The 15,907-nt window shown below is 66.5% G+C and carries 15 protein-coding genes; 4 read left to right on the plus strand and 11 right to left on the minus strand.

Features of this window, described 5'->3' with window-relative positions:
* Positions 1-117 precede the first annotated feature (117 nt).
* The 8 genes from QXZ94_RS11845 to QXZ94_RS11880 form a co-directional block, all read right to left on the minus strand.
* Complete coding sequence (locus QXZ94_RS11845; RefSeq protein ID WP_172114020.1) at positions 118-384, minus strand: hypothetical protein; 267 nt, start codon at positions 382-384, stop codon at positions 118-120.
* Positions 385-1,844: 1,460 nt separating this feature from the next.
* Positions 1,845-3,323 (minus strand): Asp-tRNA(Asn)/Glu-tRNA(Gln) amidotransferase subunit GatB, encoded by a 1,479-nt coding sequence (gatB, locus tag QXZ94_RS11850; RefSeq protein WP_315720546.1) that lies wholly within the window; start codon positions 3,321-3,323, stop codon positions 1,845-1,847.
* A 5-nt stretch (positions 3,324-3,328) separates the two neighbouring features.
* The gene (locus tag QXZ94_RS11855) at positions 3,329-3,625 is read right to left on the minus strand and encodes a hypothetical protein (protein WP_315720547.1); all 297 of its coding nucleotides are present in this window, start codon (positions 3,623-3,625) and stop codon (positions 3,329-3,331) included.
* Positions 3,616-5,091 carry an Asp-tRNA(Asn)/Glu-tRNA(Gln) amidotransferase subunit GatA gene (gene gatA, locus QXZ94_RS11860; protein ID WP_315720548.1) on the minus strand — a complete coding sequence of 492 codons (1,476 nt, stop codon included), beginning with the start codon at positions 5,089-5,091 and terminating at the stop codon, positions 3,616-3,618. Before gatA ends, QXZ94_RS11855 begins: the two co-directional genes overlap by 10 nt.
* A complete protein-coding gene (locus QXZ94_RS11865) occupies positions 5,088-5,330 on the minus strand; it encodes a hypothetical protein (RefSeq protein ID WP_315720549.1) in 243 nt (80 codons plus the stop codon). Before QXZ94_RS11865 ends, gatA begins: the two co-directional genes overlap by 4 nt.
* Positions 5,331-5,397: 67 nt before the next feature.
* Positions 5,398-5,685 (minus strand): Asp-tRNA(Asn)/Glu-tRNA(Gln) amidotransferase subunit GatC, encoded by a 288-nt coding sequence (gene gatC, locus QXZ94_RS11870; protein WP_315720550.1) that lies wholly within the window; start codon positions 5,683-5,685, stop codon positions 5,398-5,400.
* A gap of 120 nt (positions 5,686-5,805) precedes the next feature.
* Entirely contained in the window at positions 5,806-6,882 is a 1,077-nt protein-coding gene (locus tag QXZ94_RS11875; protein WP_315720551.1) for a nitronate monooxygenase family protein, read from the minus strand.
* Positions 6,883-6,890: 8 nt separating this feature from the next.
* A complete protein-coding gene (locus QXZ94_RS11880; protein WP_315720552.1) occupies positions 6,891-7,880 on the minus strand; it encodes a nitronate monooxygenase in 990 nt (329 codons plus the stop codon).
* 105 nt (positions 7,881-7,985) lie between these two features.
* Between QXZ94_RS11880 and QXZ94_RS11885 the strand changes: the two genes are divergently transcribed.
* Together QXZ94_RS11885 and QXZ94_RS11890 are read left to right on the plus strand one after the other, a co-directional pair.
* Positions 7,986-8,876, plus strand: coding sequence for a LysR family transcriptional regulator (locus QXZ94_RS11885; RefSeq protein ID WP_315720553.1), 891 nt, complete (start codon positions 7,986-7,988; stop codon positions 8,874-8,876).
* A 229-nt stretch (positions 8,877-9,105) separates the two neighbouring features.
* Entirely contained in the window at positions 9,106-10,065 is a 960-nt protein-coding gene (locus QXZ94_RS11890) for a cyclase family protein (RefSeq protein ID WP_315720554.1), read from the plus strand.
* Positions 10,066-10,226: 161 nt separating this feature from the next.
* On the opposite strand, the gene QXZ94_RS11895 is transcribed toward QXZ94_RS11890, so the two are convergent.
* The gene (locus QXZ94_RS11895; RefSeq protein ID WP_315720555.1) at positions 10,227-11,816 is read right to left on the minus strand and encodes an ABC-F family ATP-binding cassette domain-containing protein; all 1,590 of its coding nucleotides are present in this window, start codon (positions 11,814-11,816) and stop codon (positions 10,227-10,229) included.
* A gap of 171 nt (positions 11,817-11,987) precedes the next feature.
* Here QXZ94_RS11895 and ruvX point away from each other — a divergent pair, with 171 nt between their 5' ends.
* Both ruvX and QXZ94_RS11905 read left to right on the plus strand, forming a co-directional pair.
* Positions 11,988-12,473 (plus strand): Holliday junction resolvase RuvX, encoded by a 486-nt coding sequence (ruvX, locus tag QXZ94_RS11900; protein ID WP_315720556.1) that lies wholly within the window; start codon positions 11,988-11,990, stop codon positions 12,471-12,473.
* Between the two features lie 3 nt (positions 12,474-12,476).
* Positions 12,477-13,400 carry an AEC family transporter gene (locus tag QXZ94_RS11905; protein WP_315720557.1) on the plus strand — a complete coding sequence of 308 codons (924 nt, stop codon included), beginning with the start codon at positions 12,477-12,479 and terminating at the stop codon, positions 13,398-13,400.
* Positions 13,401-13,410: 10 nt separating this feature from the next.
* On the opposite strand, the gene QXZ94_RS11910 is transcribed toward QXZ94_RS11905, so the two are convergent.
* Positions 13,411-14,235, minus strand: coding sequence for a type II CAAX endopeptidase family protein (locus tag QXZ94_RS11910; protein WP_315720558.1), 825 nt, complete (start codon positions 14,233-14,235; stop codon positions 13,411-13,413).
* Entirely contained in the window at positions 14,232-15,896 is a 1,665-nt protein-coding gene (locus QXZ94_RS11915; protein ID WP_315720559.1) for an acyl-CoA dehydrogenase family protein, read from the minus strand. Before QXZ94_RS11915 ends, QXZ94_RS11910 begins: the two co-directional genes overlap by 4 nt.
* Positions 15,897-15,907 lie beyond the last annotated feature (11 nt).

The raw sequence follows: 15,907 nt of genomic DNA on the forward strand, positions 1-15,907 counted from the left end.
CGGATGTGGATCTCAGTCGATTCCCGGCGACCGGATCCGCTCACCGCAGGGGCCCGGCGCCGACCTCGCTCTGCACCTCTCCGAGGCGCGAGGCCGGACAGCTACAGCATTGCATGATCAGCGCGCGCTCATCCAGGCGCGCGCCTCGCGCTGCGCAGCAGCGATGTCGGCGTCCGACATCTGCTCGGCGACCTCACGGCGCATCGCCGCCGCATCGACACGCCCCTTGAGGGCGGCGAGGTTGAACCATTTGTGCGCGGCCACCAGATCGACCACGCCGTCGCGACCGCTCGCATAGAGCATGCCGAGTTCGAACAGCACGTCGCCATTGGCGCCCTGCTCGGCGGTGGTCACATCAACGAAATTGAGTTGTCCCTGAAACATCGTCGCTCTCCTTCTCACCAGGAGGCGGCTCCCTTGGAGCGCAGCCCCCGTCCAACTGTTCAACGCCTGGTTAGTCCCCATGCCGTTTGACGGCTTATGCGCGAAGGATGCGGATCAAGTTTGAAAGGCAGTTTAAACATCGTGCTGAAGGAAGCCTGAACGCAAAGCGACCGATCTTCCGGGCCGAAGCTCAAACGCTTGATTCAGATGGGATTTTTCAAGGTGGGAAAGATCGATTTACCGTTCTGTTTGGCAAACCTCTAACCATCCGCGAAACGCGATGTTGCGGCCGTTGCAACCGGCGGCATGGGCAACGCCGAGCCAGCTGATGGACGAGGCCCGAGACAACGTCCCGATCGATCCCCGCAAGACAACGACTCGACGCCAACAAGGAGCGCGCCTTCGCTCACGCCGTCCGAGGCGCAACTCGGCCAACGCCGTGTAGCGCGTCAGCTACATGGGATGAAAAGCAGTGGGAGAGAGTAATGGAGGAGAGTGTCGGACAGAGCCGCCCTCCGGCGCTGTGCCGGGATCGAGGGCGTCGGCGAACACGTCAGGATCAGATCTCACTCTGGCCCGTGAGCCGCTCGTGAGATTGCAGACCGGAAACGCGATCTGCACCGAACGAAGAAATCCTGTTTCTTCTGCCGGACCGTCCCGCCGCAGCAAGGCTGCCTTGGAGTTCGATCCGACCGTTGACCTGATGTCTCGCCGACACCCTCTATCGTCGATTGGAGCCTAAGGGGATTCGCCGGCTCTGAACGAGCTGCGCGTCCCTTCGTTCCAACGACGTGCCGGCTTCAAGCTGCCGGACTCATCTCGCAGCGGACTGCGAGAGTTACTTCTTCTTGGCGACCTTCTTGGTCTTCTTGGCAGTCTTCTTCGCCGCGGTCTTCGCGACCTTCTTCACTGCCTTCTTCGCCTTCTTCGCTTTCTTGGCCATGTTGCCCTCCGATGTGAGTTGGCTTAGTCGATGCGTGCACTCGGGAATCGAGATGCACTCCATATCGATACACCAACGAGTGAAAAAAAACAGCTTCCGGCTTAAGGAAGTGTTGACACGCGCGCGCGTGTACGGCTGGCGAAACGCGCGAAGCAGCACGACGGTCGCCATCGGAAACGCGATCTCGCGTCGGCGCAACGGCGAGCCTGCTACTAATAGCGATCGCAAGAAAAGCCTACGCTGCAAGGATTTCCTGAATTGCTGCAAGATCAAGCGGCAGCGGCGACAACTCCGTTGCGCCGCGCAGACTCACATCGGAAGAGCCGCTCACGGACTCCGAGTCGTAAATTTTGGCAACGAAAAAATTTTCATCGTACACACCGTCGTGCGCGTTCGATCGCTCGCGAACGGTGGCTTTTTTGCGAATCGCGTGCGGCGATTCGCTGGACGCGAGCCCAAACGAAAACGGCGCGCACCGTGGTGCGCGCCGTCGGAACGAAGACCAGCGATCGTCGTTTCAGATGCCGAGCTTCCTCTTCAGGAGATCGTTGACCGCCTGCGGGTTGGCCTTGCCGCCCGACGACTTCATCACCTGACCGACGAACCATCCGGCGAGCTGCGGCTTCGCCTTGGCCTGCGCGACCTTCTCCGGATTGGCGGCGATGATCTCGTCGACCACCTTCTCGATCGCGCCGAGGTCGGTGACCTGCTTCATGCCGCGGCTCTCGACGAGTTCGCGCGGATCGCCGCCCTCGCTCCAGACGATCTCGAACAGGTCCTTGGCGATCTTGCCGGAGATGGTGCCCTCGCCGATCAGCGCGACGATGGAAGCGAGCTGGGACGCCGACACCGGAGAGGACGAGATGTCGCGGCCTTCCTTGTTGAGACGGCCGAACAGCTCGTTGATCACCCAGTTGGCGGCGAGCTTGCCGTCGCGTGCGCGGTCGAACAGCGCCTCCAGCACGCCTTCATAGAAGGCCGCGCTCTCGCGCTCGGCGACCAGCACCGAGGCGTCGTAGGGCGACAGGCCGAGATCGGCGATGAAGCGCGCCTTCTTCTGGTCGGGCAGCTCGGGCAGCGCGGCCTTCAGCTCGTCGACGAACGCCTGAGAGAACTCGAGCGGCAGCAGGTCCGGGTCCGGGAAGTAACGGTAATCATGCGCCTCCTCCTTGGAGCGCATCGACCGCGTCTCGCCCTTGTCGGGATCGAACCGGCGGGTTTCCTGCTCGATGACGCCGCCGTCCTCGATGATCTCGATCTGGCGGCGCGCCTCGGCCTCGACCGCCTGGCCGATGAAGCTGATGGAGTTGATGTTCTTGATCTCGCAGCGGGTGCCGAGCGGGCCGCCCGGCTTGCGCACGGAGACGTTCACGTCGGCGCGCAGGCTTCCCTTCTCCATGTCGCCGTCGCAGGTGCCGAGATAGCGCATGATCGAGCGCAGCTTGGTCACGTAGGCCTTGGCCTGCTCGGCGTCGCGGATGTCCGGCTTGGAGACGATCTCCATCAGCGCCACGCCGCAGCGGTTGTAGTCGATATAGGACAGCGACGGCGACTGGTCGTGCAGCATCTTGCCGGGATCCTGCTCGATGTGCAGGCGCTCGATGCCGATGGTGGCGGTCTTGCCGCCGTCAAGCTCGACCGTGACCTCGCCCTCGCCGACGATCGGATCCTTGTACTGGCTGATCTGGTAGCCCTGCGGCAGGTCCGGATAGAAATAGTTCTTGCGGTCGAACACCGAGCGCAGGTTGATCTTGGCGTTCAGCCCGAGCCCGGTGCGCACGGCCTGGCGCACGCACTCCTCGTTGATCACCGGCAGCATGCCGGGCATTGCGACGTCGACCAGCGACACATGGGTATTGGGATCGCCGCCGAAGGCGGTGGACGCGCCCGAGAACAGTTTGGACTTCGAGGTGACCTGGGCGTGGATCTCCATGCCGATCACGACCTCCCAGTCGCCCGTTGCGCCCTTCATCAGCTTGCCGCTGGTTGCCGTCATGGCCCTCAACTCCCCATCAGCGCGGAGACGATCCGCTCGAATTCGATATCCAACGCATCGGTCGCGACCGGCTGCCCGGCCTGGCGGTACCAATAGGCCGCATTGCCGAGATCGCCCTCAACGCGATGCAGATGCGCGTGCGCCCAGGCCGCATCGCGGCCGGTCTCGTCCTGAATGATCCTGTGCGCGCGGTCCCAATCGCCCTTCGCCAGCCACCACAGGCCGGTCAGCACCGGCGACAGCCCGGTCGCGGGCGCGTCGCCCGCGAGGCTCGTCTTGAAGCCGGCGACGCTCACCACCACCGAACGGGCGTGAAGCGGCCCGCCGCCTGCTCGATGACCTCGCCGAGCGAGAACAGCGTCTCCTCGTCGAACGGACGGCCGATCAGCTGCAGCCCGAGCGGCAGCCCCTGCGCGTCCTTGCCGGCGGGCACCGCGATGCCCGGCAGGCCGGCCATGTTCACGGTCACCGTGAAGATGTCGTTGAGATACATCTCGACCGGGTCCGCGCCGCCCTTCTCGCCGATACCGAAGGCGGCCGACGGCGTCGCCGGCGTCAGGATCGCGCTCACACCCTTGGCGAAGCAGTCCTCGAAATCCTTCTTGATCAGGGTGCGGACCTTCTGCGCCCGGATGTAATAGGCGTCGTAATAGCCGGCCGACAGCACATAGGTGCCGATCATGACGCGGCGCCGCACCTCCGCCCCGAAACCTTCGGCGCGGGTGTTCTCGTAGAGCTCGCCGATCGACTTGCCGGGCACGCGCAGGCCGTAGCGGACGCCGTCGTAGCGGGCGAGGTTCGAGGACGCCTCCGCCGGCGCTACGATATAATAGGCCGGCAGCGCGTATTTGGTGTGCGGCAGCGACACCTCGACCAGCTCGGCGCCGGCCGCCTTGAGCCACGCCGCGCCCTCGCTCCAGAGCTTTTCGATCTCGGCCGGCATGCCGTCGAGCCGATACTCCTTGGGAATGCCGATCTTCATGCCCTTCACGGACTTGCCGATGGCGGCCTCATAGTCCGGCACGGGGAGATCGACCGAGGTCGTGTCCTTCGGATCGTGCCCGGCCATCGAGCGCAGCAGGATGGCGGCGTCGCGGGTCGAGCGCGCGATCGGCCCGGCCTGGTCGAGCGACGAGGCGAAGGCGACGATGCCCCAGCGCGAGCAGCGGCCATAGGTCGGCTTGATGCCGACGGTGGCGGTGAACGCCGCCGGCTGGCGGATCGAACCACCGGTGTCGGTCGCCGTCGCGCCCATGCAGAGCAGCGCCGCCACCGCCGAGGCCGAGCCGCCGGACGAGCCGCCCGGCACCAGCGTGGTGTTGGAGCCCTCGCGGCGCCAGGGGTTGCCGACCGGACCGAAATACGAGGTCTCGTTCGACGAGCCCATCGCGAACTCGTCATTGTTGAGCTTGCCGAGCATGACCGCGCCGTCGCGCCACAGCTGCGAGGTCACGGTCGACTCATAGGTCGGCACGAAATTGCCGAGGATCTTCGAGCACGCGGTGGTGCGGACGTCCTTGGTCGCGAACAGGTCCTTGATCCCGAGCGGAATGCCGGCGAGCGGTCCACCCTCGCCCTTATTGATCTTGGCGTCGGCCTCGCGCGCCATCGCGCGCGCCTGGTCCGGCGTCTCCATCACGAACGCGTTCAGCGCCCGCGCATCTTCCATCGCCTTCAGATGGGCGTCGGTCAGCTCGAGCGACGTGAAAGTCTTGTCCGCGAGGCCCTTGCGGGCCTCGGCGAGCGTCATCGAAGTCAAATCGGTCATTTGTTGATCGGGCTGCAGAAGAAGGGGGAAAGCGTCTTGTCGTCGGCGGCATCGTCGGCAAAGAACTTGTTCGTCTTCGCCTTGGTGGTATTCGCCTTGTTGGCGTTGGCCGCTTGGAGCTGGTCGAGCACCTCGTTCACGGCCTTGTCCGGATCGGCGGCCTTGCCCTGCCGCTCCATCGCGTCGAGATAATCCATATAGGCCTTGTAGGCCGCTTCATCGTCGCAGAGCAGGCACATGGCGTTGGCTCGCTTGTCGGTTTGAAGGAGCGGATCACGCGCGACGGGTGCGCGGAGCTGCCCCAAGCTATTCCACGACCTTCGGCACGAGAAAGAAGTTGTTCTCGGTCATGGGCGCGTTCTTGACGATGTCGTCGGCGATCTCGCCGTCGGTGACGACGTCCTGGCGCTTCTTCATCGCCATCGGCGTCACCGAGGTCATCGGCTCGACGCCCTCGACATTGACCTCCGAAAGCTGCTCGACGAAGGCCAGCATCGCATTGAGCTCGCCCTGCAGATGCGGGACCTCGGCGTCAGTGACAGCGATCCGCGCCAATTGCGCGATCCGGCGGACGGTGGCGGCATCGACCGACATTATATAGGGCCTCACGGGAAACAGTGAACCCGCCCTATAGCAGAGCCCGGTTTCGCGCCGCAACCGGCAGGCTCTGGACTTTCCGAGGGCAGCGCCCCGCCCTCGAGGTCTCCGGCGGCGTCAGCCCGCCATCCGCGCGAGGCGCGCCAGCGCCTGTTCGGCCAGCGTCCGCGTGAGCTCGGCCGCCGGGATCTCGCGGCCCAGCGGCAGCGCCTGCCCGGCCCAGAGATTGGTGAAATCGACCTTGCCCTGCTTCTCCGCGGCGGCCTTGAGCGGCCCCAGCGCGGTCGCGGCGTGCGGGAACGCCGGCGCGTCCGGCGAGACCGGACCGACCTCGCGCATCACCCGGTTGGCGACGCCGCGGGCGAGCCGCCCGGTCATCACATTGGTGATCACGGTCGATTCGTCATCGGCAGACGCGAGCGCGGCGCGCGCGATCGCGCTGACCTTGGATTCCGGACAACGCAGAAAGGCGCTGCCGATCTGCACGCCGCAGGCGCCGAGCGCGAACGCCGCGGCAATGCCGCGCGCGTCCGCAATGCCGCCAGCGGCAATGACGGGCAGCTTCACCGCGTCGACGATCTGCGGCACCAGCGCGAACGTCCCGACCTGCTCGGCGAGCTTGTCGGTCAGGAACATGCCGCGATGGCCGCCCGCCTCCGCGCCTTGCGCGATGATGACGTCGGCGCCGTTCCGTTCCAGCCACACCGCCTCGCGCACGACCGTCGCGGAGGCCATCACCATCGCACCGGTCGCCTTGACGCGCGCCAGCAGGCCGGCCTCCGGCAGACCGAAATGAAAGCTGACGATCTCCGGCCTCAACTCCTCGACGACGGCGCACATCGCCGCGTCGAACGGCGCACGGTTGGCGGCCGTGACCGGCGCCGCCGGATCCACGCCATACTCCTCGTAGTACGCGCCGAGCCGCTGCTTCCAGCCGGTCTCACGGACAGCATCCGCCTCCACCGGGGTATGGCAGAAGAAGTTCACATTGATCGGCGCAGAGACGCGCTGGCGGATGATGTTGACCTGCTCGCGGGCCTTGTCGGCGCTCAGCATGGCACAGGGCAGCGAGCCGAGGCCGCCACCTTGCGCGACGGCGATGACGAGATCGGCATCCATCACGCCGGCCATCGGGGCGAGCACGATCGGGTGCTCGGTCTTGACGAGATCCAGGAAGCGGCGATCGGGCCACATGGTTCACCTCACTCTTCTTCGTTGCGCGGCAGCCAGGTCGCGTTGCGCCGCCCCTGCAGGATCCGGGTGGCCTCGCCGACGATCCGCTCGACGATCTCGCCGGCCGGCGGAATATCATGGATCAGGCCGACCGCCTCGCCGGCGATGACGGCGGCGACATCGAAATTGCCATCGGCCCTTGCCTTGACATAGTCGGCCGACACGCGCTCGACCTGCTGCAGCAATTCGACCTCCCGCCCCATCCAGCGCCGCGCATGGTCGTTGATCAGGCATCGTCCTGTGAACGGCGCCGGCCAGACATTGTTGCGCGACAGGTCGAAGATGATGCCGCGAACCGTCTCGCCGGACTTCGCAGCGCAGATGCGCCGCTTCGCGTCCTCGGCGCCCGCGGCTTCCTGGCTGGCATAGAACCGCGTGCCGAGCAGCACGCCGTCGGCGCCGAGCGTGAGCATCGCGGCAAGGCCACGACCATCCGCAAGACCACCGGCCGCCGCCACCGGCACGCGCCCCGCCGTGAGGTCGACGATCGCGGGCACGATGTCGAGCGTGGTTCGCGAGGCGCCATGGCCGCCCGCTTCGGTTCCTTGCGCGACCAGGATGTCGGCTCCCGCAGCGAGCGCCTGCTCCGCCATCGCTTGGTCCTGTACCTGGCAGATCAAGAGCGCTCCGGCCTGCTTGATATCGGGTGCGAAGCGCGCGGGATCGCCGAACGACAGCATCACCGCCGCGGGCTTCGCCGCCAGCGCGATGTCGAGCAGCTCCGGCTGCCTAGCCAGCGACCAGGTGATGAAGCCGATGCCGAACGGCGCACTCAGGCGCTTGAGCTTGGCCGTTTCCTGCGCAAGCCAGATGCCGTTGCCGTAGCCGCCACCGAGAATGCCGAAGCCGCCGGCTTCGCTGACCGCACGCACCAGCCGCGCATCGGCGATCAGGTCCATCGGCGCCAGCAGGATCGGATGAATCGTGCCGAGCTTCTCCGTCAGCGGCGTTCTCAGCATCTGCCTTTCCCTGATGTCTGGACGCGAACCCTAGGCGCGGTTAGCATTCTGTCAAAATGAATAGTTGAGAACCCTGCCATCGCAGATTCAAAACGGAGAGCGGCTGTGGAACTGAGCGACCTGCAGACCTTCGCCGCCGTGGCCCGCGCCGGCGGCATCACGCGCGCCGCCGAAATCCTGAACACCGTCCAGTCCAATGTCACGCAGCGGATCAAGGCGCTGGAAGCCGAGATCGGCACAGCGCTGTTCGAACGCCACAGCCGCGGCATGACATTGACCGGCGCGGGACAACGCCTGCTGCCCTACGCCGATCGCCTGGCGGCCTTGTCCCGCGAAGCCGTGCTCGCCGCGCGCGACGACGGCGAGCCGAACGGATCGCTCATGATCGGCTCGATGGAGACCACCGCCGCGGTGCGCCTGCCGACGCGTCTTGCGGATTTCCACCGCCGCTTCCCAGCCGTCTCCTTGAGCCTGCGCACGGCGCCAACAGCTGAGCTCGTCGCCGGCGTGCTCGACGGGACGCTCGATGGCGCCTTCGTTGCCGGGCCGATCGATCATCCCAATCTCACCGGCCTGGTCGCCTTCGAGGAAGAGCTCGTGCTGGTGACGGCCAGGCGCTTCGAAAGCCTGCCGGCCTTGCGCGCGGCAACGATCGCCTCCGGTCCGACCGCGCTGATGTTCAGGGCCGGCTGCACCTACCGGCAGCGCCTGGAGCAGGTCTTCAACGCGTTCGGCTGGCCGGCGGCGGCCCGCATCGAGCTCGGCACCCTCGACGGCATGATCGGCTGCGTGGCCGCCGGCATGGGCGTCGCCTTGCTGCCGCGCGCGGTGGTGACGCGACATGAGATGAGCGGCAGCATCGGACTGCACACGCTCGATCCATCCCATGCCCAGGTCGAGACGCTCTTCATCCATCGCCGCGCCGGACATCGCAGCAGCGCCTTGTCCGCCTTCATGGATGGCTTTGGCCGCGGGGATCGCGACATCGCGGCGTGACCCCGCTCGCCCAGAGATTGTGCACGCCATCGCTGGCGCGCAGCACATTCCTTGGTACGAAATGATCCGGCACCTCGGTGCAGCGCGGTCATTTCGACCGATGCGACGTTCGGGCGCTGTGCAGCGCACGCAGCCGAAAAACGCTTTGTCGCGCGCTCCTGCACTACGTTAGGATGTGGCGCTGGCCAGCGCGAAAACCAACAAACGTCAACATGTCGGAGGAAATGCGATGCGCAACGCGTTCGTGTTGTGCTGCTCGATTGCCTTGATGGGTGCGATCGGGACGGCGACTGCTCAGGACAAGCCCCAGGACAAGCCCGCAGACTGGACGAAGTCGAAATGGGGGCCGAACGACGAGATCGGCGCCGCCAACTACATTACGCCGGAGCTGGTGGTCAAAGCGGCCTCGCTGGTGAAGACCGGCAAGACCTACCCGCTCGGCATGATCATCGATCCCAAGACCCCCGCCTATCCGCCGCGCTCGTTCAAGATCACCGTGGTGCAGCCGGGACAGGCTGGTATCCCAGGTCTTGGCCCGAACAAGGCGACCTACAATGACGACATCGTCGAAGGCTGGGTCGGCGTCGGCAGCCAGCTCGACGGCCTCGGCCATCTCGGCATCGAGCATGTCTACTACAACGGCAACAAGCTGCACGATTTCGCCGATCCGACCGGCCTGAAGAAGCTCGGCATCGAGAAGGTGCCGCCGCTGGTGGCCCGCGGCGTGCTGCTCGACATGGCCGCCTACTACAACACCGACGTCGTCAAGGAAGGCACCGCGTTCAACGTCAAGGAAATCGAGGAGGCCGCCAAGAAACAGGGCGTCGAGATCCGCCAGGGTGACATCGTGATCTTCCACACCGGCTGGCTCGGCCTCGTCGGCAAGGACGACAAGCGCTACAGCGCGGGCGAGCCGGGTCTCGGCGTCGAGGGCGCCAAGTACCTGACCTCCAAGGGCGTGGTCGCGGTCGGCGCCGACACCTGGGGTGTCGAGGCCATCCCATTCGAGTCGTCGAACCTGTTCGAGGTCCACCAGATCCTGCTCGCCATGAACGGGACCTATATCCTCGAGAACATGAACACGGCCGATCTCGCCAAGGACAAGGGCTACGAGTTCCTGTTCGTGCTGGGCCAGCCGCGCTGGCGCGGCGGCGTCCAGGGCAACATCAACCCGATCGCGATCCGCTAGGCTGCTTCACCACTCCCCGGCGGGGAGAGCTCGGCGCGCAGCGCCGGGTGAGGGGAAGTTGACCATGAGTTGGACCGTACTCCCTCACCCGGCATGCATCTCCCTTCGGGAGAGGTGACCTTGTTGCCGCGCCGATTGCCCCTCATCTCCCCCATGAGCACTCAGCTCGCGACTTCGAACTCGTCGGCCACGCCGATCGCGGCGAGAAACGACGGATCGTGGCTGACGACCAGCAGCGCGCCGTCGAAGTCGCGCAGCGCCTGCTCCAGGATCTCGATCGAGACAATGTCGAGATGGTTGGTCGGCTCGTCGAGCAGCAACAGCCATGGCGGACGCGCGCCGCCGAACGTGCAGGCAAGGCCCGCACGCAGGCGCTCGCCGCCGGACAGCGTCTCCACCGTCTGCTCGGCGTCGCGGTTGCGAAAGGCGAAGCGCGCGCAGGCTGCATGCGCCGCCTCGGCGCCGAGCGCCGGATGGAGGCGGCGGAAATTGCCGATGATGCTGTCGCTGCGATCCAGCAACGCGACGTGCTGATCCAGCATCGCGATCCGCCCCTCGGCGCGCCGAACCGTTCCGTCGATCAGCGGAATCGCGCCGGTCGCGGCCCTGAGCAGCGTGGTCTTGCCCGCGCCATTGCGTCCGGTGATCGCAATTCGCTGCCGCCCCGTGATGTGAAGCGTCCAGGGGCCGAAGGTCCGGTCACCGGCGGTCACGACCGCGTCGTCCATGACGAGCAGCTCCGTTCCGGCGCCGAGCCCGGTCGGCGGCAGCACCATGGAGAGCGGCGTCAGCACCTCGAGCTGCCTGCGCGCCTGATCGCGTTGCCCGGTCGCCTCGCTGATCATGCGCTCGGCGAGCCGTTGTAAGCGGCCGCCGGTGTTCTCCGCCCGCTCGGCGCGCGCACCGAGCATGATCCTCGGCGCCGAGCCTCGCGCTGCGGATGCGCGCCCTGCCCGATCCTTGCGCCCCTTGGCCTCGCGCTGGTGCTGCACTGCGAGTCCGACGTCGCGCAGGCGCGCATCGGCCCGCTCCAGCGCGGCGACTGCCCGCGCCCGCGCCTCGTCGCGGGCCTGGACGAACATCGACCAGCCGCCGACGACGATGTGCACGCCGACCGGCGTCAGCTCGACGATCCGGTCCATCCATTCGAGCAGCGCGCGATCATGGCTGGCGACCAGGACGCCGCCGCGCCAGGTCTGCACCAGCCGGCCGATCGCGGCACGCCCCTCAGCATCGAGATTGTTCGTGGGCTCGTCGAGCAGCAGCAGATCCGGCATTTCGATCAGAAGCCGTGCGATGCCGACGCGCGTCCGCTCGCCGCCGCTGAGCGAGTCCATCGAGCGATCGAACGCAATTCCGGCGAGGCCCGCCTCGGTCAGCGCGTCATCGACACGGCTCGGCAGGCTCCAATCCGCGCGCGCGAGATCATCGGCAAGGTCGCTGTCCCGGCTCTTTCCCACGACGATACGATCGATGACCGCAAGATCGCCGGCGACGCCGAGCGCCTCGTCGACGCGCAAGCCGGGATCCCAGTGCTGCGCCAGGAGGCCGAGCGTCCCGCTGCGCGTGACCGCTCCGGCCGCAGGCTCGGAGAGGCCAGCGACGATGCGGAGCAAGGTCGACTTGCCGGCGCCGTTGCGGCCGACCAGACCGACGCGTTCGGCCCCGATGGAGAGTGTGAGATTGTCGAAGAGCGGATGACCGTCAGGTGTCGCGGCGGCAACCGCATTGAGCGTCAGACAGGAGGACATGAGCAACCGTGATGGCAGAGGACACAAAGCGGCGGGCAATGTTGGTCCTGCTATCCACGGCACCACTCCTGTTCACGGTACGATGCTCCATATAGAATGATGGCAACGGAGCGACAAGCCATGCGCCTGCCGTGCTGGCTCGGGGGATGCACCCATGCTAAGCGGCGCACCATGCCCGCTGCCATTCTCCCCCTCATCGAAGCCGCCGGCCGCTGGCCCGAGCGCGGCGCGCTCGTCGGCCTCGACCTGGGCACCAAGACCATCGGCGTCGCCGTGTCGGATCCCGACCGGCGGCTCGCCACCGGCGTCGAGACCATCCAGCGCAAGGCGTTCAAGGCGGACGCGGCGCGACTGCTGGCGATTTGCGCCGAGCGCAAGGTGGTCGGCTTCGTGCTCGGCCTGCCGATCAACATGGACGGCAGCGAAGGGCCGCGGGCGCAATCGACGCGCGCGTTCGCACGCAACCTCGCCGGCCTCACCGACTTGCCGATCGGCCTCTGGGACGAGCGGCTGTCGACGGCCGCCGTCGAGCGCGAGTTGATCGGCATGGATGTCAGCCGCGCCAGGCGCGCCGAGGTGATCGACACCCATGCGGCGATCTTCATCCTGCAGGGGGCGCTCGATCGGCTTGCAAACTTGCGCCAGTCCGGTCGCTAGCCCATGAGCCCCGTCGCCGCGGCGCTCGCGCCGGTGTTCCTGCTGATCGTGATCGGCTTCGGCCTGCGGCGCAGCCTGATCCGGCTGGATACGCAATGGCACGGGCTCGAGCGGCTGACTTATTATGTGCTATTTCCGGCGCTGCTGATGCAGAGCCTGGTGAAGGCCGATCTCGGCAAGGTGCCGGTCGCCGGCATCGGCGGCGCCCTGTTTCTGGCGATGCTGGCGATGTCGGCGTTGTGCCTCGCACTGCGGCCGCTGCTCACCCGCTCCGGCATCGATGGTCCGGCCTTCACGTCGATCTTCCAGGGAGCAACCCGCTGGCAGACCTACGTCGCGCTCAGCGTGGCGGGCAGCCTGTTCGGCCCGACCGGGCTTGCGGTGGCCTCGGTCGGAATGATCGCGATCATCCCGATGGTCAACGTCTTCAGCGTGGCCGTGCTCGCCCATTACGCCTCGCCGACCCGCCGCTCGATGCGCGAGATCCTCGCCACCATCGTCCGTAATCCGCTGATCTGGGCCTGCATCGCCGGGCTCACGCTCAACGTGGCGCATGTGCCGCTGCCAAAGCTCTGGCACGATGCCGCCGATGCGCTCGGACAGGCGTCGCTGCCGATCGGCCTGCTGGTCACCGGCGCCGGCCTGCACTTCGAGGGCCTGCGCCGCGCCGGCCCGGCCGCTGCGCTCGGCGTCGTGCTCAAGCTGGTCTTGATGCCGATCCTCGCGATCGGACTCGCCGGCTGGTTCGGCGTCACCGGCCCGAGCCTCGTCGTGGTCGCGATCTGCGCGGCGGTGCCGACCTCGCCGAGCGCCTATGTGCTGGCCAAGCAGATGGGCGGCGATGCGCCGCTGCTGGCGCAGATCATCTCGCTGCAGACCGTGCTGGCCGCGCTGACCATGCCGCTCGCGATCGCCTGGGCGAGCTGAACGCGTCCGTTCAGGAAGAACCGCTCGCCAGCCACATGGTCTGCACCGTCGCGGCGAGGTTGTTGAGGCCGTGCAGCACCATGGTCAGATAAAGGGAATGGGTGCGGTAGCGCAGATAGCCGAACCACACCCCCAGCGAAAACACGTTCAGCAGGGCGAACCAGTCGTACTGCAGATGCAGCACGGTCCAGATCGCCGACGACAGCAGGATGGCCCCCGGCACCCGCAGGAAGGAATCCGACCAGCCGCGATAGAGAAAGCCGCGCGCCATCAGCTCTTCCGATACCGGCGCCGCGACGCAAAAGGCGATGATCATCAGCCAGACCACGCCGTCGCCTCTGGCGGTCTTCAGGATGTCCACCATGAAGTTCGACGACGTGTCCCCGCGTCCGGTCAGGTGAGCAGCCAGCTCCCAGCATCCCAGGATCACGACCATCCCGACCACGCCAAAACCAAAATTCTTCCAGCTGGTCCAGCGCAGGCCCAGATAGTCGGCGAATGACATGCGGGTGTGGCGGACGGCAAAATAGATCGGCAGCAAAATCGCAGGGACGCCCATGATGGCCGACAGCGACACCGTGAGCGACCGGCTCGCGACCTGGATCGCGGCCGTCTGAAGCTCGACCGGGCTACTGAACGCGCCATCATGGCGCAGCAGCAGATAGACGATCGGTGTCAGCTGACCGATGAAGAAGAGGACGATGATGAGGACGCCCCACAACGTCGTCCGCCAGAAGCCGAGCGTGCGTGGCTGATGCTGCGCCGGAGCGACCTGCTGCGGCGGGTTGCCCGGATCGAGAGAATCCATGACGGCGGCGTCGGGAGAATCGGTCAAGGCAGGGCGCGCTCCAGCAAGGCACGGGTATCGGCGGGATCGAGATCGACGGCGCCATACATGCTCGGATGGGGGGTAGCGAGTCTGGTCGTAGCGAACAGCTCGGCGTGATCGCGCCTCACGAGGATGAGCGCGGCGGTGGCTGCGAGCAGTGCCAGCCGCTCGACCGCGAGGCGCGCGATGCGCTCGCTGTCCGGCCGGCGGAAGCAGGTCTCGATGAAGGCGATCGTCTCACTGACCCCGGGAAACCCGCTCGTTTCCGCCTTCAGATGCATCAGCACATGGGCGGCCGCCTCCGGCTCGCGCGATAGCGCGCGCAGCACGTCGAGGCACATGACGTTGCCCGAGCCCTCCCAGATCGCATTGACCGGCGACTCCCGGAAGTGGCGCGCGAGGATGCCGTCCTCGACATAGCCGTTGCCGCCCAGGCATTCCATCGCCTCATACAGGAACGGCGGCGCGCTCTTGCAGACCCAGTATTTGATCGCCGGCGTCAGCAGCCGCACGTAGTTCGCCTCCCGCGGCGACAGAGGCGCGCGATCGAACGCCTGACACAGCCGCATCACCAGCGCCACCGTCGCCTCGACATGGAGAGCCATGTCGGCGAGCACCGCCTGCATCAGCGGCTGATCGGCCAGATGCTTCTGGAACACGCTGCGATGGCGCGCGTGATGCAGCGCATGCGCAAGTCCCGAGCGCATCAGGCCGGCGGACGAGATCGCGCAATCCAGCCGCGTCAGCTGCACCATCTGGATGATGGTGCTGATGCCCCTGCCCTCCTCGCCGATCCGCTCGGCAAAGGCACCGGTGAACTCCACTTCGGAGGACGCATTGGATCGATTGCCGAGCTTGTCCTTCAGCCGCTGGAAGCGGAGCGCATTGATCGATCCGTCCGGCGCAAAGCGCGGCATGAAGAAGCAGGTCAGGCCGCTTTCGGCCTGCGCCAGCACCAGGAAGGCGTCGCACATCGGCGCCGACATGAACCATTTGTGCCCGGTGATGCGATAGCCGTCACTGGTCCGCTCGGCTCGCGTCATGTTGGCGCGCACGTCGGTGCCGCCCTGCTTCTCGGTCATGCCCATGCCGAGCGTCATGCCGCGCTTCTGCCACCACGGCGCAAATGACGGGTCGTAGTCGCGGGTGGCGATGACGGGCATGACGCGCGCGAGCAGCTCTGGCTGCGCGGCGAGCGCCGCCACCGAGGCCCTCGTCATCGTGATCGGGCACAAATGGCCGCTCTCGACCTGCGAGGCCATGTAGAACTTCGCGGCGCGCACCACTTCCGAGCGGCCGCCGGCGGGCTTGCCGACTGTCGTCCATGTCGAATTGTGCAGCCCGGCCTCAACCGAGCGCGTCATCATCCGATGATAGGCCGGATGAAACTCGACGACATCGCGGCGAAAGCCCTTGGCGTCGAAGCTGCGCAGCTTCGGTGTATTCTCGTTGGCGAGCCGCCCCTGCTCCGCCATCTCGGCGGAGCCCCACTGCGCGCCGAACGCGACCAGGTCCTGCTCCGCTGACGCTCCCGTCCATTCGGCCGACAAGCCACCATTCGCCCCGACAGCCTCGATCAGCGGCCGGTCCGCCGTGAACAGGTTGAAATTCTCGAACGATGGCGACTGGTTGAAGACCTCGTGGGTCTCGAACGAAGGCTGGGACATGGCCGTACCCT

It is taken from the genome of Bradyrhizobium sp. SZCCHNS2022, assembly GCF_032377575.1.
GTDB lineage: Bacteria > Pseudomonadota > Alphaproteobacteria > Rhizobiales > Xanthobacteraceae > Bradyrhizobium > Bradyrhizobium aeschynomenes.